The 24889-nt window shown below is 69.2% G+C and carries 17 protein-coding genes; 2 read left to right on the top strand and 15 right to left on the bottom strand.

The window, feature by feature from the left end; translation table 11 throughout:
* Positions 1-4: 4 nt before the first annotated feature.
* Complete coding sequence (locus tag AB2385_RS13195) at positions 5-1741, bottom strand: phospho-sugar mutase (protein ID WP_367655481.1); 1737 nt, start codon at positions 1739-1741, stop codon at positions 5-7.
* 704 nt (positions 1742-2445) lie between these two features.
* On the bottom strand, positions 2446-2934 hold the full coding sequence (locus AB2385_RS13190; RefSeq protein WP_367655480.1) for a BsuPI-related putative proteinase inhibitor: 489 nt from the start codon (positions 2932-2934) through the stop codon (positions 2446-2448).
* Positions 2935-3122: 188 nt separating this feature from the next.
* On the opposite strand from AB2385_RS13190, the gene AB2385_RS13185 reads away from it, so the two are divergent.
* Positions 3123-5174 carry a glucosaminidase domain-containing protein gene (locus AB2385_RS13185; RefSeq protein WP_367655479.1) on the top strand — a complete coding sequence of 684 codons (2052 nt, stop codon included), beginning with the start codon at positions 3123-3125 and terminating at the stop codon, positions 5172-5174.
* Between the two features lie 287 nt (positions 5175-5461).
* Here AB2385_RS13185 and AB2385_RS13180 read toward each other — a convergent pair whose 3' ends face one another.
* The 10 genes from AB2385_RS13180 to AB2385_RS13135 form a co-directional block, all read right to left on the bottom strand.
* Positions 5462-6403, bottom strand: a complete 942-nt coding sequence (locus tag AB2385_RS13180; protein WP_367655478.1) for a glycerophosphodiester phosphodiesterase — start codon at positions 6401-6403, stop codon at positions 5462-5464.
* A gap of 93 nt (positions 6404-6496) precedes the next feature.
* Positions 6497-7807: a homoserine dehydrogenase gene (locus AB2385_RS13175; RefSeq protein ID WP_367655477.1), complete on the bottom strand. Its 1311-nt coding sequence runs from the start codon at positions 7805-7807 to the stop codon at positions 6497-6499.
* Positions 7808-7929: 122 nt separating this feature from the next.
* Positions 7930-9174, bottom strand: a complete 1245-nt coding sequence (locus AB2385_RS13170; RefSeq protein ID WP_367655476.1) for a phenylacetate--CoA ligase family protein — start codon at positions 9172-9174, stop codon at positions 7930-7932.
* Positions 9171-9962: an ABC transporter ATP-binding protein gene (locus tag AB2385_RS13165; protein WP_367655475.1), complete on the bottom strand. Its 792-nt coding sequence runs from the start codon at positions 9960-9962 to the stop codon at positions 9171-9173. Before AB2385_RS13165 ends, AB2385_RS13170 begins: the two co-directional genes overlap by 4 nt.
* A gap of 14 nt (positions 9963-9976) precedes the next feature.
* Positions 9977-11218: an ABC transporter substrate-binding protein gene (locus AB2385_RS13160; RefSeq protein WP_367655474.1), complete on the bottom strand. Its 1242-nt coding sequence runs from the start codon at positions 11216-11218 to the stop codon at positions 9977-9979.
* Positions 11219-11349: 131 nt separating this feature from the next.
* A complete protein-coding gene (locus AB2385_RS13155) occupies positions 11350-12426 on the bottom strand; it encodes a branched-chain amino acid ABC transporter permease (protein ID WP_367655472.1) in 1077 nt (358 codons plus the stop codon).
* A gap of 4 nt (positions 12427-12430) precedes the next feature.
* Positions 12431-13324 (bottom strand): branched-chain amino acid ABC transporter permease, encoded by an 894-nt coding sequence (locus tag AB2385_RS13150; RefSeq protein ID WP_367655471.1) that lies wholly within the window; start codon positions 13322-13324, stop codon positions 12431-12433.
* Positions 13321-15297: an AMP-binding protein gene (locus AB2385_RS13145; RefSeq protein ID WP_367655470.1), complete on the bottom strand. Its 1977-nt coding sequence runs from the start codon at positions 15295-15297 to the stop codon at positions 13321-13323. The genes AB2385_RS13150 and AB2385_RS13145 overlap by 4 nt, the downstream gene beginning before the upstream one ends.
* Before the next feature lie 13 nt (positions 15298-15310).
* Complete coding sequence (locus AB2385_RS13140; protein WP_367655469.1) at positions 15311-16093, bottom strand: ABC transporter ATP-binding protein; 783 nt, start codon at positions 16091-16093, stop codon at positions 15311-15313.
* 98 nt (positions 16094-16191) lie between these two features.
* Complete coding sequence (locus tag AB2385_RS13135) at positions 16192-17529, bottom strand: phenylacetate--CoA ligase family protein (protein ID WP_367655468.1); 1338 nt, start codon at positions 17527-17529, stop codon at positions 16192-16194.
* Between the two features lie 346 nt (positions 17530-17875).
* Here AB2385_RS13135 and AB2385_RS13130 point away from each other — a divergent pair, with 346 nt between their 5' ends.
* Positions 17876-19234, top strand: a complete 1359-nt coding sequence (locus AB2385_RS13130) for a sigma-54 interaction domain-containing protein (protein WP_367655467.1) — start codon at positions 17876-17878, stop codon at positions 19232-19234.
* Positions 19235-19246: 12 nt separating this feature from the next.
* Here AB2385_RS13130 and AB2385_RS13125 read toward each other — a convergent pair whose 3' ends face one another.
* The 3 genes from AB2385_RS13125 to AB2385_RS13115 form a co-directional block, all read right to left on the bottom strand.
* Positions 19247-21229: an ATP-dependent DNA helicase gene (locus AB2385_RS13125; protein WP_367655466.1), complete on the bottom strand. Its 1983-nt coding sequence runs from the start codon at positions 21227-21229 to the stop codon at positions 19247-19249.
* Between the two features lie 284 nt (positions 21230-21513).
* Entirely contained in the window at positions 21514-23076 is a 1563-nt protein-coding gene (gene pruA, locus AB2385_RS13120) for an L-glutamate gamma-semialdehyde dehydrogenase (protein WP_367655465.1), read from the bottom strand.
* Positions 23077-23332: 256 nt separating this feature from the next.
* Positions 23333-24553: an MFS transporter gene (locus AB2385_RS13115; protein ID WP_367655464.1), complete on the bottom strand. Its 1221-nt coding sequence runs from the start codon at positions 24551-24553 to the stop codon at positions 23333-23335.
* Between the last annotated feature and the right edge of the window lie 336 nt (positions 24554-24889).

The raw sequence follows: 24889 nt of genomic DNA, 5'->3' as shown, positions 1-24889 counted from the left end.
GGGGCTACGCCAGGCCCATCTGCGCCAGTGCGTCGGCCATCACCCGGTCGCGCAGGGCCACGGCCCCGGCCTCGTCGGGCCCGACGACGGAGACGTAAATCTTCAGCTTCGGCTCCGTGCCCGAGGGGCGGACCATCACGAAGCCGCCGTCGGCGAAGCGGTAGTGCAGCACATCGGCGCGGGCCAGCGCGAGCGGATAGGTGCGGCCCGTGGCCAGCTCCACCCCCGTGCCGGCGGCGTAGTCGTCCCGGAACGCCACGGGAACCCCGGCGAACGCCGAAGGCGGGTCGGCCCGCAGCCCGGCCATCAGCGCGGCGATGCGCGCCTGGCCGTCCTTGCCGGGCAGGGTCACGTTGTGCAGCCCCTCCTGGAAGTAGCCGCAGCGGCGCCAGAGCGCCTCCAGGGCGTCCACCAGGGTGCGGCCCTCGGCCTTGTGGTGGGCGGCGGCGTCGGCCACCAGAAGGGCGGCCATCACGGCGTCCTTGTCCCGGACGAACGTCGCACCCAGGTAGCCGTAGCTTTCCTCGAAGCCGAACAGGAACTGGTGCTCGCCGGTCTGCTCGAACTCCTTGATCTTGTCGCCGATGAACTTGAACCCCGTGTGGGTCTCCAACAGGTCGACGCCATACTCCCGGCAGAGGGGGGCGACCATGTTGGAGGTGGCGATGGTCTTGATCACACAGCCGTTGGCCGGCAGCGTGCATGCCGCGGCGCGGGCGCGCAGGATCTGGTCCGTGAGCAGCGCACCGACCTGGTTGCCGGTGAGCAGCCGGTACCCGCCGCTGCGGTCCCGGGCCAGCACGCCGAGCCGGTCGGCATCCGGGTCGGTGGCCAGGATCAGGTCGAAGGGCTCAAGGCCCGCCCGCTCCGTGGCGTAGCGCAGCGCGATCTCGTAGACCTCGGGCTCCTCCGGGTTCGGCTTCGCGACCGTCGGGAAGTCGGGGTCCGGCTCGGCCTGCTCGGCCACCACGGTGACGGAGAAGCCCGCACGCTCGAGGGCCGTTACCACCGGGCGGTAGCCCGAGCCGTGCAGCGGCGTGTAGAGGATGCGCAGTCCCGCCCGCTGCGCCAGAGCACACGTGACCAGCTCCAGCAGCCGCCGGATGTAGGCTTCGTCCACGGCAGGCGGCACGGGACGGAGCAGCCCGCGGGCCCGGGCCTCCGCCTCCGCCATCGGCCGGATCGTCCGGATGTCGCCGATGGCCCGCATCGCCGCCTGGATCACGCCGGCCCGGTCGGGCGGCACCTGCCCGCCGTCTTCCCAGTAGACCTTGTACCCGTTGTACTCGGGCGGATTGTGGCTGGCGGTGATGACCACCCCTGCGGTGGTGCCCAGCTCCCGGACGGCGAAGGAGAGCATGGGCGTGGGCCGGAGGCTGTCCCAGAGATAGGTCACCACCCCGTTCGCCGCCAGGGTGAGCGCCGCCTCCAGCGCGAACTCCCGGGAGCAGCGCCGGGAGTCGTGGGCGATCACCACGCCCCGGGCCATCGCCGCCTCCCCCAGAGGCCGGATCGAGTCGGCCAGGGCCTGGCTGGCCAGCCGCACCATGTAGCGGTTCATGCGGTTGGTGCCGGCGCCGAGGACTCCCCGCAGCCCGCCGGTGCCGAAGGCGAGCATCTGGTAGAAGCGCTCCTCGATAGCGGCGGGGTCGCCGGACAGCGCCAGCAGTTCACTCCGGGTCTCCTCGTCGAAGTAGGGATCCTGGCTCCACAAGCGGTACAACTCAGCGGCAGTCGTCACAGCTATCGCACCCCTTTTGGAGGGTCGTGATCACGCGTACGCACAGGGCCCGCCGTCCTCCCGCACAGGGTATGCTCCCACGGGCCGGGGAAGAAGGCGGGGACGGAACAATCTCAAATGGGAAATCCCACGCAGCAACGGAATGCCGCACCCGGACGCCCCCGGCGTGGACGGTGTTCCCACAGAGCAGGCTCGGGCAGACGGACCGAGCCTGGCCGGATGTGCAGACTCGGAGTGCACGGGCTATTCCGGGCCGCTCGGACAGCCTCGGGCAAACACGGCCACCCGGGCCGCCCGGAGAGCCTCGGGCAAACACATCCACCCGAGCCGCTCAGACAGCCTCGGGCGAACACGTCCAGCCGGGCCTCTCGGACAGCCTCGGGCGAACACGTCCACCCGAGCCGCTCAGACAGCCTCAGGCGAACACGGCCACCCGGGCCACTCAGACAGCCTCGGGCAGACACGGCCACCCGAGCCACTCAGACAGCCTCGGGCAGACATGGCCACCCGAGCCGCTCAGACAGCCTCGGCAAACACGTCCACCCGAGCCGCTCAGACAGCCTCGGCAAACACGTCCACCCGAGCCGGGTGAAGACGGCTGTGCAGACGGGCAGCCGTTCACACCCAGGTGGCTCCCCGGGGAGGCAGCAGGCTTGAGGGGAGAGGCGCCGCGCCTCTCCCCTTTGTTTACTCCGATGAGCGGGCTACTTGACCTGCACCTTCAGCGGCCCCATCGTCCGGGCCTCGACGACCGTGGGCTGGGTCTTGCCGGCCTCCTGCACCACGGTGATGGCCTCCAGCCGGACGGAGACGTTGTACGTGCCCGGCGGGACCCGGTTGCCCTCGTTATCGCGATACGTCCAGGCGACCACGTACTCCTTGGAGACGCCTGCGGACAGGTTCAGGATCTCGGGCGTCTCCTTGTCGCGCTTGTCGAAGCTGCGCGTGTAGATCTCCTGGTCGCCCTGGGTGACCACCATCGTGTAGCGGTAGGGCTCGGTATACTGGATGACCTGTACTTTATCGGTGGGATTGGTCAGCACCAGGCGGGCCGACCACTGGGTGTCGGTCTGGTTGATCTCCTCCAGCGTCAGCCGGAGGTTCCCCCACTGCGGGTTCTGCCGCCCGCTACAGGCCGTGAGGAGCAGGACGAGGGTGAGAACCAGGTAGACCGGTAACCGGAAACGCCGCATTTCTGCACCTCTTCTGCTATGGTTTGTCGTTATCTTGCCCCACCCACCAACGATACGACACCTTCCCGCTTCCTCCTTCCTGGCGCGGGAGAGAACCGGAATTTGGCTTGAAACACAGCGGGGCCTAACTCCGTCCAATTTGACGTAATCCCTGTATCTTCATCTGTCCAACCGGAGGAATGTCCACCATGCGCACCAGAAACTGGCTCGCCGCCGCAGCAGCCCTTGCCCTCCTCGCCGCGATGCTGCCCGCCCCTCCCGGTCTGGCAGCCACACCGGTGCAGGTCGTCCTGGACGGCCAACCGCTTCCCCTTTCCCCCGGCGCCTTCATCCAGAACAACCGCACCCTGGCCCCCGTGCGCGGCATCGTGGAGACCCTGGGCGTGGAACCGATCTGGAATCAGGCCGACCGCACCGTCGTCGTGACGCAGGGGGACCGCTATCTCAGGCTGCAGATCGACAACCGCCTCGCCTGCATCAACCCCGAGTGCACGGAGACTACGCTGCTGGACGTGCCCGCCACCATCGTAGAGAACCGCACCTTCATCCCCGTCCGCGCCCTGGCCGAAGCCATGGGACTGGGCATCGAGTGGGACCAGGCCGGCCGGACGGTCCGCCTCACCACCCGGCAGACGTCGCCCGGCACCGGCGGTGAGACACCAGCCGGCCCCGTCACGCTGCAGGGCGTGACCCAGGGCCAGGTGATCACCGGGCCCACCAGCCTGCGTGCCGTGGGACTGGAAGGCGACTACGTCTACTTCTACCTGGTCGACCCGGCCACCCGGAAAGGGCGGATGATCGCCGCCGGCCCCGATGTGAACGCGACCTATACCTACACCCCTGACCCGACCCTGGCCGGACCGCGGGAGATCATGGCGGGCGTCCGCACCGCCGACGGGCGGATCGTTTACTCCGCTCCGGTGGCCGTCACCGTCCGGCCCGACACGAAGATCAAGGTGACCGGAGTTACCCCGGGCGACGTGATCACCAAGCCGATCACCATCGGGCACGAGATCAACTTCGTGGCCACCCACGTGGTGTACCAGATGACGGCCGTTGACGGGACCTGGACCCTCGCGACCCTCGGCCCCGGCGAAAGCGTCACCTGGTACCCGCAGCTCTGGGCCAACGGCTCACAGGTGCTCCAGGTGATCGCCTATGACCTGGACGGCAACGAGTACCGCTCCGACCCCGTGCCGCTCACCGTCAACGCCGAGCGACGCACCGTCTTCACCTCGGTGCAGCCCGGGGAAGTGGTGACCGGGCGGGCCCGGACCCTCTCGGTGACCACCAACTACGCTTACCCGTCGCTCCGCTTCATTCTGGACGGCAAGGTCCTGGCCACGGAAAACAACTACTGGTGGACCTACGGGCCGGATGACAACGGCCCCCACACCCTGACGGTCGAGGTGACCGACTGGGAGGGCACGGTGCACCGGGTGGGGCCGATCCACTTCACTATCGACACGCAGCCCGGCCTCTGGATCTACGGGGTCGGCCCGGGCCAGGTGATCACCGGCGAGATTGAACTGATGGCGATGCCCAACGTGCCGGCCGACGAGATCCGCTTCTACGTGGTGGAGAACGGCGTGCGGAGCCTCATCACCACCGCCAGGCCCGGCCAGTGGGTGAAGTGGACCCCCGCCCGCACCGCCAGCCTGATGGTCTACGCCGACGCCTTCAATCGCGGACAGCTGACCGTCTCCACCGAGCCAATTTACGTGCGGGCCTACATGGAGCCCACCTACGGTCCTCGCCCCATCATCGAGAAGTCCAAGTTCAAGGACTTCGCCGCCGGCATGGCCGTGAAGTCGTACCAGCAGACCGGCATGTCCGCGGCCCTGCAGGTGGCCCAGGCGATCCTGGAGACCGGCTGGGGCCAGTACGTCCCGGTGGACAAGTACACCGGCCAGTTCTCCAACAACCTGTTCGGCATCAAGGGCGAGGGCAGTGCCGGGTCGATCGTCTCCACCACCTGGGAGGTTTACAACGGCAAGAGCTACACCGTGGACGCGTACTTCCGGGCCTACAACGACCCCGCCGAAAGCTGGGCGGACCACAAGGAGCTGCTCCTCACCAAGCCCTGGTACGCCGAGTTCCGGGCGGTGATGAGCGACCCGGTCCTGGGCGCCTGGGGCCTGCGTAAGGGCGGCTACGCCACCGACCCCGAGTACCCGACGAAACTGATCCGGATTATGAAGGAGAACAACCTGTTCCAGCTGGACGAAATCCAGTTCTAGACGCTCTGAGGGGCGGCCCCGGAATGCGGGGCCGCCCGTGCGCGCCAAGGGGGCTCGGTCTCGGATCACGCCGCACCCTGCCGCCTGAAGCCCGGACGCCAGGCGCTGACGGCCAGCCCGAGCAGAAGAGGCAGCCATTGGGGGACTGGGAGCCGGCCATGTCGGCCACGACCGAGACCACAAAGGCGACGAACAACAGCATCGCGTAGGGGCGGCGCCAGAAGGCACCGCCCTTCGCGTCCCGGTTAGGGGGCACTTGACCGCCTCAGGATGGGACTTCAGCGTACTCAGCGCAGCCCGAGCTCCTTCAGCACCTTCACCGCCCGGTCGGGGTAGTCGGTGATGATGCCGTGGGCGCCCATGGCGTAGAGACGGCGCATCTCCTCCTCGTCGTTGACCGTCCAGTAGTGCACGGCCACGTTCACCCGCTCGGCCATGGCCAGGAAGCGAGGTGTGTCGACCCGCACGGTGATGGGGCCGGCCTTCCCCGAGACCGGCAGCTGGAAGGCGTCGTACGCCGGGGCGTAGAGCCGCTCGAGGTGGGACAGGTAGAGCGCCGCCACCAGGTACATGTGGGTGACCGGCGCCGAGGTGGCCACGCGGGTGCCCGCCACCTCCCGCCAGCGGCGGGCGACCGCACCGTCAAAGGAGGCGACCAGCACCCGGTCCTCTGCCCCGTACCGCTGGATCAGCTCCCAGACCTGCCGCTCCATGGGCGGATCGGCCTGCTTGATCTCGATGTTCACGGGCACGTCGGGGAAGGCCCGGAAGACCTCCTCCAGCGTCGGGATGGTGACGCCCTTGCCCCGGTAGGGGTACGTCTGGCCGCCGTCGGGCGTGAAGTTGTAGCCGAAGTCATACTGGCGCAGCTCGGCCAGGGTCATCTCCTTGATCCGCCCCGAGCCGTTGCTCATGCGGTCGATGGTCTCGTCGTGGCTGACCACCACCACGCCGTCGCGGGTCATGTGCACGTCCAGCTCCAGGATGTCGGCGCCCTGCTCCAGCGCCAGCCGGAACGCTTCCATGGTGTTGGAGGGCGCGTGCCCCGAGGCGCCCTGGTGCGCGAGGACCACCGGCCGGCGTGCGGTGTAGGGCCGGTCGGGCAGCGGCCGGATGGTGACGGTGCGGACGACGGCCAGGGCCACGAGCACTGCCAGGACCCCCAGCACCACCCGCGGCCAGAGCGGCCGCCGGCCCCGCCCAGGCCGGCTGATGAGAACGGTCGACACGCGGATCGCCTCCTCTGCCTTGCACAGCGCTCTCGCCGCAACGGCTCCCGGGAAGGGCCCGGCTCAGACCCGCCCGGGGGCAGCCGCGTCGGCCTAGCCCTCGACGCGAATCACGTTGTCGACGCTGATCACCGTCTCCGGCATCTCCCGGAGGTCGCGGACCACCGCCTGCAGGTTGGCGTCCCGGACCGTGTGGGTGACCAGCACCAGTTCGGCCGCGCCACGGCCGTCGGGGGCGTCGGGGCCGCCCGAGCCCTGCACCACCTGGGCCAGTGAGACCTGGTGCGCCCCGAACCGCTCGGCGATGCGGGCCAGGCTGCCCGGCTGATCGGCCGCGTGCAGGCGGATGTAGTAGCGGCTCTTGGTCTCGGCAATGGGAAGGACGGGCTTCTCGAAGTAGACCGTGCTGGCGTCGCCCGCCCGCCGCCCGGGGGTTCGCTTCGAGAGGGCGGCAGCGATCAGGTCGGAGACCACCGCCGAAGCCGTCGGCCCGGCCCCGGCGCCCCGGCCGAAGAACATGGACTCGCCCACCGGGTAGCCCACGGTGTAGACGGCGTTCAGCGAACCCGACACGTTGGCCATGGGGTGGTCGTGCGGGATGAAGGCGGGGTGGACGCGCGCCTCGATCTGCCCGTCCACTTCCTTGCCGATGGCCAGGAGCTTCAGCACCCAGCCGAAGCGGCGGCCGTACTCGATGTCCCGCGGCGTGATGCGGGTGATGCCCTCGGTGTAGACCATGCCCGGCTTCACCCGGGAGAGGAAGCAGATGGTGCAGAGGATCGCCAGTTTGCGGGCGGCGTCGTACCCCTGCACGTCATTCGTGGGGTCGGGCTCCGCATAGCCCAGCTCCTGGGCCTCGCGCAGGGCCTCCTCGTAGCTCTTCCCGTACTGGCTCATCTGGGTCAGGATGTAGTTGGTGGTGCCGTTGACGATGCCCATCACCAGTTCCATCCGGTTGGCCGCCAGCGACTCCTTCAGCGGCCGGATGATGGGGATGCCGCCGCCCACCGACGCCTCGAAGTAGATTTCGGCGTCCCCGATCTCGCCGGCGTCGTACAGGTCCTTGTCGTAGTCCGCCATCACGTCCTTGTTGGCGGTGACGATGGTCTTCCCGCGCTTCAGGGCCTCGACCAGGTAGGTTCGGGCCGGCTCGATGCCGCCCATCAGCTCCACCACGATCCGGATGGAGGGGTCGTCCAGGATCTCGTTCACGTCGTCGGTGAGCGGAAGGTCCTCGAACCCAGGGCGCGGCTTGGAAAGGTCGCGCACCAGAACCTTGGCCAGCTCGAGGTTGAGGCCCGTCTTCAGGTGCAGCATCTCCCGGCTCTCCCTGAGCAGCCGCACCACCCCGCTCCCCACGGTGCCCAGCCCCAGGATTGCGATCCGCATCGTCTGTTTATCCATTCGCTGCTCCCCCTTTGGCGGTTGCAATTTCCTCTGGATTCGGGCTTTGCCTGCAAGTTCCTGCACACGGGGCGAGACGGGTTGAAAACCGCCCCCGGGTCAGCCCCGGGGGCGTCGCACGTTCAGTCCCAGCGGCGCCTGTCCTGGAAACGCGGGCCCTCCGCGGGCAGGGATCCGGCGGGCACGGCCACCACCTCCGGGTTCAGCCGGACCGCCGCCTGCACGGCGTCCCGCACGGCCTGCGGGTCCGACGGACCGGCGAACTCGATGCGGAGCACGTCCCGGTGGTCCGCATCCCGCTCCACCACCGCACGCCAGCGCTCCACGCCGGCCAGCCCCGCCATCGCCGCCTCCAGCTGCCGGGGGTAGAGGAAGATTCCCCGCACCTTGGTGACCTCGCCGGCCCGCCCCAGCCAGCCCTTCAGCCGCGGCGACGGGCGGCCGCACGGGCAGGGCTCCGCCAGCAGGGCGCTCAGGTCCCCTGTACCGAACCGCAGGAGCGGATAGGTCTCCTCGAGGAGGGTCACAACCACCTCCCCCACCTCGCCCACGGGCACCGGCCGGCCGTCGGGGTCGCAGATCTCCACGATGACGCCGTCGTCCAGGTGCATCCCGGCGCCGTGCCCGCACTCGTAGCCGATCAGGCCGACATCGGCCGTGCCGTATGCCTGGTAGACGTCCACGCCGTGGCCGGCGATCCGCTCCCGCAGGGTCGGGGGCAGGGGCTCGCCGGTCACCACCGCCCTGCGGATGGGCAGGGGCGTCTCCGCGGACGCGGCCCGCTCCAGCAGGGCCAGCAGGTACGACGGCAGGCCGGCGTAGCCGACGGCCCCCACCGCCCTCGCCACGCGGATCTGCAGTTCCTGCTGCCCCACGCCGGCGGGCACCACCACGCACCCCAGGGCCCGGGCGGCCGCGTCGAACATGAACCCCGCGGGGGTCAGGTGGTAGCTGAAGCAGTTGAGCACCCGGTCACCCTGCCGGAATCCGGCGGCCGCGAGCGCCCGGCTGAACCGCCAGTAGTCCGGCCCCGCGCCCTGCGGGTCGTACACGTCGCCGGGGCTCACGAAGATGCGGGCGAGCTGCTCCACCGGAACGCCCAGGAGCCCGCCGAAGGGCGGGACTTCCGCCTGCACGTCGCCCAGCGAGTCCTTCCGGAGCACGGGCAGGGCCTGCCACGGGTCGCCCTCGATCAACCCGGCGCCGACGTCCCCGTCCGCCCCGAGGCCCGCGGCGTTCAGCCGCTCTCGCCAGAACGTGCTCGCCGCGCGGGCCGCCGCCAGCACCCTCCGCAGCCGCTCTTCTCCGCCGGGCGGCACCCAGCAGCTCAGCCCGCCCGCGCCGCCCCCCGTTGCCATACCGTTCATGCCAACCACCGTTTCCTGCGTTTGTAGGCCTTCGCCTCCCGGTAGCTCTTCCGTCCCACGTCGCTGAGGCCCAGGTAGAACTCCTTCACGTCCTCGTTGCCCAGCAGCGTCTCCACCGGCCCCTCCAGCACGATCCGGCCGTTCTCCATCACGTAGCCGTAGTGGGCAATGGAGAGGGCCACCATGGCGTTCTGCTCCACGACCAGGAACGTGGTCTTCATCTCCTCGTTCAGCCGCTTGATGATGTCAAAGATCTCCCGCACCAGGCGGGGGGCGAGCCCCAGCGACGGCTCGTCCAGCAGCACCACTTTCGGCCTGGCCATCAGGGCCCGCCCGATGGCCACCATCTGCTGCTCGCCGCCCGAGAGGTAGCCGGCCTTCTGCCGCCGCCGGCTCACCAGCTTGGGGAAGTAGTGGTAGACCATCTCCAGGTCGCTGCGCACGTTCCGCCGGTCGGTGCGGGTGTAGCTCCCGGCGAGCAGGTTCTCCTCCACCGTGAGGTGCTCGAAGACGTGCCGGCCCTCCATCACCTGGAAGATGCCCTTCCGCACGATCTCCGCCGCCTCCAGGTTGGTGATCCGCTCGCCCATGAACTCGATGGTGCCGTCGGTGACCTCGCCGTTCTCCGACTTCAGCAGGCCGGAGATGGCCTTCAGGGTGGTCGTCTTGCCGGCGCCGTTGGCCCCCAGGAGCGCCACCACCTTCCCCTCCGGCACCTGCAGCGACATGCCCTTGAGCACCAGGATCACGCGCTCGTACATCACCTCGACGTTATTCAGAACGAGCACCGGACCACCCCACACTACTTCTCCTTGGGCTCCACGAAGTCCGTGATCGCCACGAAGCGGCCGTTCTGCACCTGGTAGATGCGGGCCTTACCAGTGCCCCGGTGGTCGGTGGGCGTAAACGTCAGCGGCGCCCCGATGCCGCCCAGGTCGACCTCGTTGAAGGTCTCAAAGGCCGCCTTCAGGGTCTCGCCGGTGACGTTGTCGCCCGCCCGGCGGATCGCCTCGGTCAGGATGCGGCCGAAGACCCAGCCCTGCAGCCACTTCTGCGTCAGGTCCTCCCGCTTCAGGCCGATCTTCTCGGCGTAGGCCACGGCCTCGTCGATGCCGGGGCCCTCGTCGTACGGGAAGACGAAGGCGGGGGTGCCGACGAAGCCCTCCGCCGCGTCACCGGCTGCGGTGAGCAGCGTCTCGTCCACCGAGTAGGTCATGCCCACCACCTGGATCTTGTCGCTCAGGCCCTGCTGCTGGACGGCCTTCAGCACCTGCGTGGTGCCCTTCACCACGTTCTGGATCATGATGAACTCCACGCCCTTGTTGTGGAGGTCCAGCACCTGGGTCACGGCATCCGCCGCACCGCCGGGCAGGGCCAGCTCGCCCACCCAGGTCAGGCCGATCTGCTGGGCGTAGGCCCTGGCGTCCGCCACGGGCGCCTGGCCGAAGGGCGAGTCGTGGTAGATGATGCCGACCTTCGCGTCAGGCTTCCGCTCCTTGATCCAGTCCAGCAGCACCCGGGCCTGCTGGGAGTAGGTGGAAGAGACGATGAAGTTGTACGGGGTGACCGACGGGTCCGTCAGGCTCTCGGCGAACGAACCCGAAAGGTACGGGATCTTGTCCTGCGCGATGAGCTCCTTCATCGCCTCGGTGTCGCCGGTGCCCCAGCCGAGGATGGCGACCACCTTGTCCTCGTTCACGTACTTCTTGTACAGTTCCACGGCCTTGGGCACCTGGTAGGCGTAGTCGCCCCAGATCAACTCCACCTTCCGGCCGTTCACGCCGCCGAGTTCGTTGTTGAGGTAGTCAAACCACGCCCGTGCGCCTTCGGCGTGGGGTGCGCCGACGTCGCCGGTCGCACCGGTGATGTCGAAGATGCCGCCGACCTTGATCGGCGGCAGGGCCGCCTGCCCGCCGGAGCCGCCCCCGCCGCCGGCCGGGCCGCCACCACCGCCGTCGCCGGAGCCCCGGCTGCCACAGCCGGCCAGCAGCGCCAGAATCAGAAGCGCCCCCACGAAGGCCAGAATCCGCTTGTTCCTCCGCATCCTTCCCCTGCCTCCTTTGCTCTAGTCCGGCGCGATCCGCCGGCGGTCTCCCACCACGGCCCCGCGCCCCCCACGGCGCGGGGCCGAGTCTGAACTCCGCTCCCCGTCACCCGGGGTCTGCTTCCCACCGCTCACCGCTGATACCCGAAGGGCCAGAGCCGGAAGTAGTCCTTGATGTTCCGCCAGAGCTTCGCCAGCCCCTCGGGCTCGAACACCAGGAAGAGCACGATCGCCGCGCCGAAGGCCGCGTCGCGGATGAGGAGCAGCTTCGTGCCGATGGACGGGAACACCGGCTCCAGCATCATCGCCAGCTCCCGCACCACGATCGGCATCACCGTCATGAAGGCGGCGCCGTAGACCGAGCCCATCACCGAGCCCATGCCGCCGATGATGATCATGGCCAGCAGCTCGATGGAGAGGTGAAACTCGAACTGCTCCGGCGAGATAATCATCACGTAAGGCGCCCAGATCGCCCCCGCGATGCCGGCGTAGAAGGCCGACAGCGCAAAGGCCGTCACCTTCGTCCGGAACAGGTCGATCCCCATCACCTCGGCCGCCAGGTCCCGGTCCCGCACGGCCATGAACGCCCGGCCCATGCGGGTGCGCAGCAGGTTCTGGGCAAAGAGCCCCAGGATGAGCGCGACCGTGAGCGCCAGGTAGAAGTAGCTGAGCTCGCCGGAGAGGGTGTAGCCGAAGAAGCTGGGCCTCCTGACCGACATGGAATGGATGCCGCCGGTGAACCAGTCAGCCCGGGTGAAGAAGAACGTGAGGATCACCTGCGCCGCCAGGGAGGCGATGGCGAGGTACAGCCCCTTCAGCCGGGCGGATGGCAACCCGAAAAAGGCGCCGACCGCGGCGGCCGCGAGGCCGGCCAGCGGCATCGCCACCCAGAACGGGAGCCCCTGCTTCATCAGGTAGCCCACCGTGAAGGCGCCCATCCCGGTGAAGGCGCCGTGGCCCACCGAGATCTGGCCCGTCACGCCGGTGAGCAGGTTGAGCCCCAAGGCGGCGATGGTGTAAATCGCCACCATGTTGAGGATGGAGAGGTGGTAGTTGGACAGCAGCAGCGGGATGACGTAGAGCAGGGCGACAATCAGCCAGCCGCGGGCCACGGCGAGCGGCGTCTGGTGCAGGGCGTGATCCTGCTCGTAGGTGGTGACGTACACCCCGCACTCCAGGGCGAAGGGGTAGCGCAACAGCTTCAGCACGGGACTACACCCTTTCGATAATCTCCTTGCCGAACAGGCCGTAAGGCTTGATCAGCAGGATCAGGATCATGACCACGAACGGCACCACTTCCTTGATGCCCGTCAGGTACTGGTCCAGGTAGCCGCCCGTCAGGGCCTCCAGGATGCCGATGATGAACCCGCCGAGGATCGCGCCGGGGATGGAGTCCAGCCCCCCGAGGATCGCCACCGGCAGCACCTTGAGCCCGTACGAGGTGAGCAGGGGGTTGACGCCGGCGATGTTGCCCAGGAAGATGCCGCCCACCGCGGCCACCATCGCCGCCACCGCCCACGTGGCGGCCAGCACCCGCTTCACCGAGATCCCCATGGAGAGCGCCGCCTGCTCGTCATCCGCCGTCGCCCGCATGGCGATGCCCAGCATGCTGTACTTGAAGAAGGCGTTGAGCAGGATGAGCAGGATCAGGGCCGCCACCAGGCCCCAGAGGAAGACCTCCGAGATGGCCACCGGCCCGATGACGATGGGCTGGCTGCGGAACAGCCCCTGGAAGGAGCGCATGTCGGTGCCCCAGATCGCGTGGATCACAGCCTTGATGAGAAACGAGAGCCCCATCGTAACCATGATGATCGAGATCGGCGGCTCGCCGATGAAGGGCCTAAGCACCGCCCGCTCGATGGCCACCCCCACCAGCGCGCTGACCACGATCGTGAGCAGGAGTGCCAGCGCAAACGGGATCTGGAGCTCGGTGGTGAACGTGAGCCCGATGTAGGCCCCGAGCAGCACCAGCTCGCCCTGGGCCAGGTTGAGCACCCCGCTGGCCTTGTAGATGAGCACGAAGCCCAGCGCCACCAGGGCGTAGAGCGCCCCGACGACGATGCCGTTTACCAACAGGTTCAGGAAGAAACCGAAGCCGCCGCTCATCCCATGGCACCTCCTCCGGCCGCCCGCGACTCGGGCTGCTGGCTGCCCCGGGGCTGGTCCGGCACGGGCAGGAGCCGGCGCACCGCGAGCACCGTCTCGATGACCGTCTCCCGGCCGTCCCGGTAGCGCACCCGGCTCTGCACCGGGATCTCCTCCGCCCCCGCGTAGAGCCCCTCGATCACCGGGGCGTACTTCTGGTAGACGTACCCCCGCCGCAGCTTCCGGGTGCGGGTCAGTTCCTCGTCGTCAGCGTCCAGCTCTTTGTGCAGGATCACGAACGACCGGATGCGGGCCGCCTCGGGCAACTCGGCGTTCACCCGCTCGATCTCGCCGGCGATCAGGTCCAGCACCGGGCCCTTCTGGGACAGGTCCTGGTAGGTGGTGTAGGCGATTCCCCGCCCCTCGGCCCAGTGACCCACCGACTGCAGGTCGATGTTGACCATCGCCACCACGTGGGTGCGGCCGTCGCCCACCGCGACCGCTTCCTTGATGTAGGGGGAGAACTTCAGCTTGTTCTCGATGAAGTTGGGCGAGAAGATCTCGCCGGTGCTGAGCCGCATCACGTCCTTGAGCCGGTCGATCACCACCAGGTGGCCCGATTCCTCCTCGATGTACCCGGCATCGCCGGTGTGCAGCCACCCGCCGGCCAGGGCCCGCGCGCTCTCCTCCGGCATCTTGTAGTAGCCCTGGAAGACCGCCCGGCTCTTGAGCAGGATCTCCCCCTCCGGCGAGATGGCCATCTCGCCGCCGGGCAGCGGCGTGCCCACCGTGTGGAAGCGGATGTCGTCGTCCCGGTGCAGCACGGCGATGCCCACGATCTCCGTCTGGCCGTAGATCTGCTTCAGGTTCACGCCCAGGGCGTGGTAGAACCGGAAGACGTCGGGGCCCAGGGCGGCGCCGCCGGTGTAGGCCCGCTTCAGCCGGGCGAGACCCAGGTGGTCCTTGACGGCGCTGAAGACCAGCAGCTCGCCCAGGGCGTAGAGGAGGCGGTCCTTCAGCGGGACCGGCCGGTGGGCGAAGCGGGCGTCGGCTACCCGGAGCCCCACCGGGAGGAAGAACTCCCACAGCTTCCGCTTCAGCCGGCCGGCGTCCTGGATGCGCACCTGCACCCGGGTGACCATGTCCTCCCAGATGCGGGGCGGGGAGAACATCACGTGCGGGCCGATCTCCCGCATGTTCTCCTGCACCGTGTCCGGCTCCTCGGGGAAGTTCACCGTGAAGCCGACGGAGAGGTGCATGGCCAGGGCGGTCATCTGCTCGCCGATCCAGGCCAGGGGCAGGAACGAGAGGAAGTCGTCATCCGGGGTCAGCGGGTCCACCGTCTGGATCGTGTCGCCCATCGCCAGCAGGTTCCGGTGGCTGAGCATCGCCCCCTTGGGGTGGCCCGTGGTGCCCGAGGTGTAGCAGATGATCGCGGTGTCCTCTCCGTTCCCCGCGGCAACCATCTCCTCGAACAGGCCCGGGTGCTGTCGGCCGTACTCCCGGCCGAGCTCCATCACTTTCGGGAAGTAGAGCAGCCACGGGTCGGTGTACGTCCGGAGCCCCTTGGGGTCGTAGTAGACCAGGTGGCGCACCTTGGGGATCAGGTCCCGCACCTCCAGGACCTTGTCCACCTGCTCCTGGTCCTCCACGACGACGATCACCGCGTCCGAGTGGTCGATGACGTACGCCATCTCCCGGGCCAGCGAGTCCTGGTAGATGCCCACCGACGTGCCGCCGGCCGACTGTGCGGCCAGCTCGGCGACGACCCACTCCGGCCGGTTGTCCCCCACGATGGCGATCTTGTCGCCCCGCCGGAAGCCCAGGGCGACCAGGCCCAGGCAGAAGTCGCGCACGTGGTCCAGATAGTCCTGCCACGTGTACTCCTGCCAGATCCCGTACTCCTTCTCCCGCAAGGCGACCCGGCTGCGGCCGTACTTCCGGGCCATCGCCTGCAGCCGCTTCGGCAAGGTGTCCAGCTGCTCTGCGCTCACCACACCACCCCCCTTACACCGCCGCCAGGTCCTTGTCGCCCAGGTAGGCCCGGATCACGTCCGGGTTCCGCCGCACCTCGTCCGGCGTCCCCTCGCCGATCTTGCGGCCGAAGTCGAGCACCACGACCCAGTCGGAGATGTCCATCACCACGCCCATGTCGTGCTCGATGAGCACGCAGGTAACGCCTCGCTCCTGGTTGATGTCGAGGATGAAGCGGACCATGTCCTCCTTCTCCTCGGCGTTCATGCCGGCCATCGGCTCGTCCAGGAGCAGCAGCCGGGGCTCCAGCGCCAGGGCCCTGCCCAGTTCCACCCGCTTCTGCAGGCCGTAGGGAAGCATCCCCACCGGCTTGCGCCGGACGTGGGCGATCTCCAGGAAGTCGATGATCTCCTCCACCGCCTTCCGGTGCTCGATCTCCTCCCGCCGGGCCGGGCCCCACCACAGCCCGCAGGCGAGCAACCCCGACCGCATGAGGGCGTGGCGGCCGACCATCAGGTTCTCCAGCACGGTCATGTGCTTGAACAGGGCGATGTTCTGGAACGTGCGGGCGATGCGCAGCTCCGCCCGCCGGGCCGGCGGCATCCGGGTGATGTCGCGCCCCTCGAACAGAATCCGCCCCTGCTGCGGGATGTAGCGCCCCGAGATGCAGTTGATCAGGCTGGTCTTCCCCGCCCCGTTCGGGCCGATGATGCTGGTGATGGAGCCCTTGCGCACGGCCAGCGAGACCCCGTCCAGGGCCTTCACCCCGCCGAAACCGATGGCGACGTTCTCGACAGCTAAATGCACCTCGCTCACCCTCTGCCACCTCCTCTGCTCTGACTCCCGCCATGGGCCGGTCCCGGCGCCGCAGCGGTTCCCCGCCTCACAACCCGGCTTCCCGGGACCCGGTCGCCTCACAATCCTCCTGCCTCTGCGCGCCGGTCGACGATCCGCGCCCGGCGCGGCGACCGCTCCAGCGAGCCGTAGGGGAGGATCTGCACGGCGAACTCCACGCCCAGCTCGTCGGAAAGCCGCTGGCCGATGCGCTCCGCCAGGGCCGGCGAGGGTAGCTCCCCGGGGGCCGCCTCCACCTCTACCCTGCAGCGGTCCAGCCAGGTGACCGGGTCCCGCTCCAGCACGATCCGGTACTGGTCCGCAAGGCTGCCGTAACCGGAGAGCACGCGCTCCACCTGCACCGGGTAGAACTTGGCCCCGCGGATCATCACCAGCTCGTCCAGGCGGCCCCGCACCCCGCCGGGCGACCGGGCGAGAGTACGGCCACAGCCGCAGGGCTCGCGGACCAGCGTGGCCATGTCGCCGGTCCAGTACCGGATGAGCGGCATATCCTCCCGGGTGAGGTCGGTGAGTACCAGCACGCCCGTCTCCCCCTCGGCGCACGGGGCCAGCGTCGCCGGGTTGATGACCTCCACCAGCACGTGATCCTCCGCCCAGTGGAGCCCTGTCTGAAACCGGCACTCCCCGGCCAGCAGCGGACCGACCTCGGTGATGCCGTAGAAGTCGAAGGCCGGGCAGCCGTACAGCCGCTCCAGCCGCCGGCGGGTGAGCGGCTCGCCCGCGCCGGGCTCGCCGCCGAAGAGTCCGTAGCGCAGCCCGATGTCCCGGGGCGACAGGCCCCGCTCCTGGATGCGCTCGGCCAGGTAGACGGCGTGAGACGGTGCCCCGATGAACATCACGGGCCGAAAGTTGAAGAGCATCTCCACCTGCCGCTTGACCGAGTCGGTACCGATGGGGATGATGGCCGCGCCCATCGCCCGGGCAGCCCGGTGCCAGGAGATGCCCCCGGCGAAGAGGCCGTACCCGAAGGCGTTGTGGATCAGCTCCCCCGGCCGGAGCCCGATCCCCCACATGATGCGGGCGCCGATCTCGGCGGTGCGGGCCAGGTCCTGCTCGCCGTAGACGGTGTAGAGCGAGCCCCCGACCACGTGCACCGGGTAGACCTCCCGGCGCACCTCCGCCGGGCTCATCGGCAGGTCGCCCAGCGGCGGCTCCCGGAGCTGCGCGTCCACCAGGTCCGACTTGTACAGGAAGGGCAGCCGGACCACGTCCGCCGGCGTGCGGAAGTCCGCAGGGTCGACGGGCCCGACGCCCTGCCAGAGCCGCCGGTAGAACGGCGACGCCAGGGCCCGCGCAACCTGCGTGCGGAGCCGCTCCGCCTGAAGCCGCGCCAGGTCGGCGCGCCCCATGCGCTCGATGGCCGGCTGCCAGTGGGGCCGGTCAAGCTCGATCTGCATCGCACTCCCCCTTCCCCGCCGGCTTTCTCATGCAAGGGGCGTGCCAGACCGGGCCGCCCCGCCGCCCCAGGGCGGAGAAACGCCCCCGCGGCTCCCGACAACGCCCCCCGAAAAAGGCTTGTGCCTCCCTGAACCTATCAGGGAGGCACACAACCGATGCGCCGATCGGGCGCGGAGCCTAAGCGCGCGTGCTTACCCCGGCCGGCGCCCGGGCGGGCGGCGATGGTCCCGGAAGCCGCGCCGCACTGGCGACTCGGGGGCTAAGCCGCCGCGCTTGGGGCTATAAGCAGGAATAGTTTGCATTCCAGAGAATTATGACTTATGTTGCTGTTGGGGAGGGGTGTGCATGGCGCCGCTGGAGGAAGGGATCGTCGCCGCCCTGCTGGACGGGCTGCTCGAAGGCGTCCTCGCCGTCGCGCCGGACGGGCGGATCGGGCTGGTGAACGGCGCCATGGCCCAGCTGCTGGGCGCCCGCCAGGACGACTTGCTGGGCCGCCGGCCAGTCGACCTCGAGGCCGCCGGCACCTGGCTCCCTCCGGTCCTCCGCCGCTGCCTGGAGACCCGGGAGCGGCAGGCGCTGATCCAGGAGCGGGCCGGCCGACGCCTGGCCCTGACGGCCGAGCCGCTGCCGGAGGGCTGGGTGCTGGCCACGGCGCGGGACATCACGGAGCTGGACCGGCTCCAGCGGCAGGTGGAGCGCATGGCCCAGGACCGGGAGCGGTACCACCACGAGCTGGCCGGGCTGCGGGCCGGGCAGGTCGGGCGCACCAAGGTCATCGGCTCGTCGCCCGCCATGCAGCGGGTGATGGACCTGGTCCGGCGGGTGGCGCCGGTGGACTCCACGATCCTGCTCCTGGGGGAGTCGGGAGTCGGCAAGGGGGTGCTGGCGGCCGAAATCCACCGGCTGAGCCCGCGCCGCAGCCGACCGTTCGTCCGGATCGACTGCGCCGCCCTGCCCGCGAGCCTGCTGGAGTCCGAGCTATTCGGCTACTCCCCGGGCTCGTTCACGGGTGCGCGGCGCGAAGGCAAGCCGGGGCTGATTGAGCAGGCCCACGGCGGAACGCTCTTCATTGATGAGATCGGCGACGTGCCCCTGGAGCTGCAGGTCAAGCTGCTGCACGTCATCCAGGAGCGGCGCATCATCCGGCTCGGGGCGGTGACCCCCACCACGGTGGACATCCGCATCATCGCCGCCACGCACCGCGACCTGGAGAGCATGGTGGCCGAGGGCCGCTTCCGGGCCGATCTCTACTACCGGCTCAACGTGGTGCCGATCCGGATCCCGCCCCTGCGGGAGCGGCCCGAGGACATCCCCGTCCTGGCCCGGGCCTTCCTGGACAAGTTCTGCGCCCGGTACGGGGTGGAGCGCACCCTGACGCCGGAGGCGATGGCGCGCCTCATGGCTCACATCTGGCCAGGGAACGTGCGGGAGCTTGAGAACCTGGTCGAGCGGCTGGTGGTCACGCTGGATGAGCGGGAGATCCGGCCCGAGCACCTGCCCCTGCCGTCCCCCGGCGGTTCGCCGGTGCAGGTGCGGGAGGTCGTACCGCTCAAAGAGGCCGTGGCGGCGCTGGAGCTGGAACTGGTAGGGGAGGCGTACCGGCGGTTCGGCAGCTCCGTGAAGGTGGGTCGGGCGCTGGGGATTCACCAGACCACCGCGGCGAGGAAGATTCGGGAGTGGAAGGCGCGGACAGGTCAGCCATAGGCGGAACGCCCGTCACGACTCACCCCTCGTTGCCAAGAACGCCGTCACCTCGGCCAGGTCCGACACCCGCCGGGCGCCCTCCGGGCAGGCCGCCTCCACGGCGTCTTCGAAGTCCGAACCCACGAAGGAGAGGTCTAGCAGGGCGATGACGCCCCGGTCCTGGGTGGTGCGGATGAGCCGGCCGATACCCTGCTTCAGCTTGATCAGCATCTCCGGCAGGTCCACCGCCTCGAAGGGGTCGGCCCCGGCCGCCTGCGCCTGGGCCCGCCGCTCCCGGATGAGCGGGTCGTGCTCCGGGAAGGGCAGGTGGGGGATGATCACGCAGGAGAGCGCCTCGCCGGGCACGTCCACCCCCTCCCAGAAGTGGGCCCCCACCAGCACCGAGTTCACGTCCGTACGGAACCGCATGAGCTGCGCCCCGCGGTCGCCCTCGCCCTCGTAGAGCACCGGCCAGGGCAGGTCGTAGGCCGCCAGGGCCCGCCGCCAGCGGGCGACTTCGGCCATCGACCGGAGGAGGATCAGGGCCCGCCCGCCGGTGGCGTGCAGGACCCGCACCGCCTCGGCCACGAGCCGGTCCTCGCCGTCCTCCGCCGGGGGTTCGCCCTGCTCCGGGCCGGCAGCCTCGCCTTCCTGCGGCGGCAGGTAGATCAGGGCCTGCCGGGCCAGGTCGAAGGGCACGCCCACCTGCATCTGCTCGAACCGCTGCAGCCCGAGGACCCGGGCCTGGTAGGCCGGCTCCAGCGTGGCCGAGGAGAAGACCACCGGCGTGCCGGGCTTCAGGTGCGGGCCGCCGAAGAGCGGCTTCGCCCGCTGGGGGATCACCCAGAGCTCGTCCCCCTCCCGCCAGACCACCGAGTCCAGCCGGCGGAAGAGCCTCAGCAACGCCCGGATCTCGTCGAGGCGGGCCTGGTAGGCGTTCAGCTCGCTCTCGGCGTCCTGCCCCTCGCTCATGGCCTCCTCGGTGACCAGCTCGGTCTGCAGGTCGTCCAGGGCCCGGTCGAGCCGGGCGGCGGCCCGCAGCAGGAGGTCGGAGCGGTCCACGTCCCGCTTGCCCTCGCCTGGGCGGGTGTGGACGTCCAGCCCGCGCAGGAAGTTGTCCGCGGCCGCCCGCGCCGCTTCCAGCCGCCAGGCCATCCCTTCCCGGGCCTGCCAGGCGTCCAGCCGCCGCAGGGTGCGGCGCAGCCGCTCGCCGCTCAGGGACCAGCCCTGGACCCGCTGCCACGTCTCGGGCAGGTAGTGCCCCTCGTCGAAGATCACGGCCGAATAGGTGGGCAGCACCGGCAGGAGGCCGCCCTCCAGCAGTTCGGTCCGGGTGAGAAGGTCCTGGGCGAAGAGCCGGTGGTCACAGACCACCAGGTCGAGCGCCTCCCGGTGGCGGCGCCGGGCGGCCATCATCAGGCAGTGGCCCCGCCGCGGGCAGGTGTCGCAGGTGAGCGACGGATCCCAGTTCACCAGCTCCCAGAGGGCATCGTCCACCCACGGGACCTCCGAGCGCGCCCCCGTGGCGGTGCGCCGGGCCCAGTCGACCAGGTCGCGCCAGCCCTCCGGCTCGTCGACCAGGTCGAGGTCGGCTCGCTCCACTTTCAGTTCACAGATGTAGTCCGCCGGGTCGCCGGCCACCCGCACGTCGATGTCCAGGCCCAGGACGCGGGAGAGGGTCTGGATGTCGCCCTGGGGCCCGGTGAGCTGCGCCTTCAGTATGCTGGACGCGCTGGCCACCACCACCGGCGCCCCCCGGAACCGGGCGTGGCAGACGGCAGGAAGCAGATAGGCGAAGGTCTTGCCCGTGCCGGGGCCGGCCTCGGCCAGCAGCGTGGACCCCTCGGTGAGGGCGCGGGCGATGCGGAAGGCAGTGTAGATCTGCTCCTCGCGCACCTCAAAGCCGTGCTCAGGCAGCAGGTCGTAGAAGACGTGCCCCAGCCAGTCGTTCAGCCCTTTCCGGTACTCGGCCTCGTTGTGTGCGGGGAACGGCAGCTTCGTCCAGCGGATTTCCAAGGCGAACCCCTCCTGGCAACAGCCTGACAGTGACAAGCATACCCAACCTGGCATCCGGGGGAAAGAGGAGGCGCATCACGGTGGACGAGCCGGCGTTCGAAACTCATTCCAACCCCCGGCGGGACGTGAGCCAGGATTTCGTCGCGCCGCGGGCACAGCAGAACTCGGGAGTCCGGCACCTCCGAGAAGACCAGAGCGGCCGGAAAAAGGGCGGCCCCGCCGTGGCGGCGGGACCGGCCCTTGCTTGTTCGTTTTCCCTCAGCTGCGGCACACCCGGCGCCTGCCTACAGCTTCTCGCTCACCGCCTTCGCCTGCGTCAGCAGGAGCAGGTAGTCGTGGCCGCCGGTCTTCGAGTCGGTTCCGCTCATGTTGAACCCGCCGAAGGGGTGCACGCCCACCAGCGCACCGGTGGACTTGCGGTTGAAGTAGAGGTTGCCCACGTGGAAGTGGTGGCGGGCATACTCCAGGTTGGCCCGGTTGCGGGAGTAGACCGACCCGGTGAGGCCGAACTCGGTATCGTTGGCGATGCGGATGGCATCCTTGAAATCCTTCGCCTTGATGAAGGCCAGCACCGGCCCGAAGATCTCCTCCTGGGCGATGCGGGCCCGGGAATCGACGTCCGCGAAGATGGTCGGCTCGATGAAGTAACCGCCCGTCTCCTTCGCCAGCGGCGACGCACCGCCGCCCAGCACCAGGCGCCCCTCGCCCTTGCCGATCTCGATGTAGCGCAGGATCGACTCGAAGGCCGCCCGGTCGGCCACGGGTCCCTGGTGGACCGCCGGGTTCCGCGGGTCGCCCTGGAGCAGGGCGCGGGTCTTCTCCACCACCAGGTCGAGGAGGGGCTCGTAGACGTCCTGGTGGACGATCGCCCGGGAACAGGCCGAGCACTTCTGCCCCTGGAAGCCGAAGGCCGAGGTCACGATGCCGGCGGCCGCCTCCTCCAGGTCGGCCTCCTGATCGACGACGATGGCGTCCTTGCCGCCCATCTCTGCAATGACCCGCTTGATCCACTTCTGTCCGGGCGCGGTCTGGGCCGCCCGTTCGTTGATGCGCAGGCCCACCTCCTTGGAGCCGGTGAAGGTGATGAACCGGGTCTGCGGATGGCCCACCAGGTAGTCGCCCACCTCGCCGCCTGGGCCGGGCAGGAAGTTGAGCACGCCGGGCGGCAGGCCGGCCTCCTCCATCACCTCGACGAAGAGCGCCGCGACCACCGGGGTGATGGAGGCGGGCTTCAGGATGACGGTGTTGCCGGCTACGATGGACGAGGAGGTCATGCCCACCAGGATGGCGCAGGGGAAGTTCCAGGGCGGGATGACCAGCCCCACGCCCAGGGGGATGTAGTAGAGTTCGTTGTCCTCGCCCGGGATGCGGGTGAGCGGCTGCGGCTCGGAGAGCCGGTACATCTCGCGCGCGTAGTATTCGAGAAAGTCGATGGCTTCCGCTGTGTCGGCGTCGGCCTCCGCCCAGTTCTTGCCGATCTCCACCACCATGGTGGCCGAGAACTCGTGCTTCCGGCGGCGCATGATGGCGGCGGCCTTGAGGAGGATGCGCGCCCGGGCCTTGGGGTCGACCTGGCTCCACTCCTCGAAGGCGGCCAGCGCCGTGGCCATGGCCCTGTCGGCCAGCTCCCGGTCGGCCCTGGCGACGTAACCCACCACCTCGTCGGGCTTGGCGGGGTTGGTGGAGACGATGCGGTCCTTCGTCATGATCCGCTCTCCGCCGATGATGATCGGGTACTCCCGGCCGAAACGGCTCTGGACCAGTTCCAGCGCCTGGCGGAAGGCGTCCCGGTTCGCGGGAATGGAGAAGTCGGTCAGCGGCTCATTCCGGAACGGTACGACAGCCATCCAGCTTCAGCCTCCTTCGCGGGATATTCATAAATGCATATTCCCGGAGGGAGGCAGACCTTCCTGCCGCTGCACAGCACCATCCTGTTCCTGCTAAGTCAGCGCGTGCTGCCGCGGCACCGCCGCCAGTACGGGCAGCGCCTCTGCCGGCGGTGCGGTACCGTCCACCAATCCGGGGCCGTGGCGGCGGCACCGCCCGCGCCCCGCTGGGGCCTGCAGCCCACCCGGGCGGGACCGGGTGGGTGCCGCGTAGCCCCTACGGCAGCGCCCGCACCTCCCGCACGCGCACCAGCCCCATGTAGATGATCCACCCCAGCGAGATCAGCGCCCCGAGGGTGATAGCGAGGGACGGGCCCAGGTAGTCGATGGCGAGTCCGATCGGCCCCTGCCCCAGGGGCATCATGGCCAGCGCGGTCATGGTGTAGGCGCTCATGACCCGCCCGCGCATGTGGTCGTCCACGTTGGTCTGCAGCAGGGTGTTCAGGGTCGTCTGCCAGGTCATCGCGCAGCCGCCGACCAGCACCAGCAGCGCCAGCGAGAGGTAGAGGTTGGTTGTCCAGCTGAAGGCGACGAGGCCCAGCGAGAACAGGATTCCCGAACCCAGGAGCAGCTTCCCCTTCCAACGGATGTCGGTGGCCGAGGCGATGATCAGCATGAAGGTGACCGTGCCCAGCGCCGGCGCCGCCTGCATGAGCCCGGCGACGCCGACGTCGCCGTGCACCACGTCCCTGGCGAAGACGGTGATGAACTGCTGGTAGGGCCGGGCGAAGAAGGAGGTGACAGCCGCCATCGAGATGAGGGCGAGGATGATCGGGCTGTGCCGGATGAACGAGAGCCCTTCCCCCAGGTCCTGCAGCATCGACTGCTTCCGCTCCGCAGCCTCCTGCGGCGGGAAGTCCATGAGGGCCAGGGCGATGAACACGGCGACGAAGCTGGCCGCGTTCACGTAGAAGCAACCGGCGAAGTCGATGAGGGGAACCAGCACGCCCGTGAGCGACGGCCCGAAGAGGGCGGCGCCGTTGAAGGCGATCGAGTTGAAGGAGATGGCGGAGTGCAGGAGCGATCGGGGTACCAGATGGGGCACCAGGGCGTGGCGGGCCGGCTGGTCGAACGCCTGGGCTGCAGCAGAGACGGCTGAGAGCAGCACCACGTGCCAGACCTGGATGCGGCCCAGCAGCGTGAGCGTGCCCAGCATCAGGGCGCTCAGCAGCTGCACCGACTGGGTGATGTACAGGATGCGCCGCTTGGGAAAGCGGTCGGCCACCGTGCCGCCCAGCAGGGACAGGAAGATGAGCGGGAACGCCCGGACGAACCCCACCGTTCCCAACCAGGCGGCGCTGTCCGAGATGTCGTAGACCAGCCAGCCCTGCGCCACCGACTGAATCCACGCGCCGGCGTTGGAGATGAGGAAGCCCAGCCAGTAGAGCATGTAGTTGCGGTAACGGACGAGCGCCATCACACCGTGGTCGGCATTCATGACGGATACCTCCGGCCGGTCTGCGGGGTTACTTTACAGCGTAAACTATTGCCTGAGCGCAGGCCGGATTCCTGCCTGCCGGCGCACCGGGCGGAGTGCAAGTGGTCATGAGGGTATGCGCCGGTCGTATAGGTAGACCACAGGCGTCAGGCACGACGGGCAAAGAAAAAAGACGTGCGTTTGCACGTCTCTCGGCCCTGTGGTCGCCCCGCCGGCCCTCCGTCTCGGGACGCGCGGCCGTCGGCCGAAAGTGAACAACAGGTGTGCATCCGCACACCTGTTGTTCACTGTGGTCGGGGTGACAGGATTTGAACCTGCGACCTCACGGTCCCGAAC

Origin of the sequence: Symbiobacterium sp. (genome assembly GCF_040797425.1) — a bacterium.
Lineage (GTDB): Bacteria > Bacillota > Sulfobacillia > Symbiobacteriales > Symbiobacteriaceae > Symbiobacterium.
This window is presented reverse-complemented; position numbering and strand designations above follow the sequence as displayed.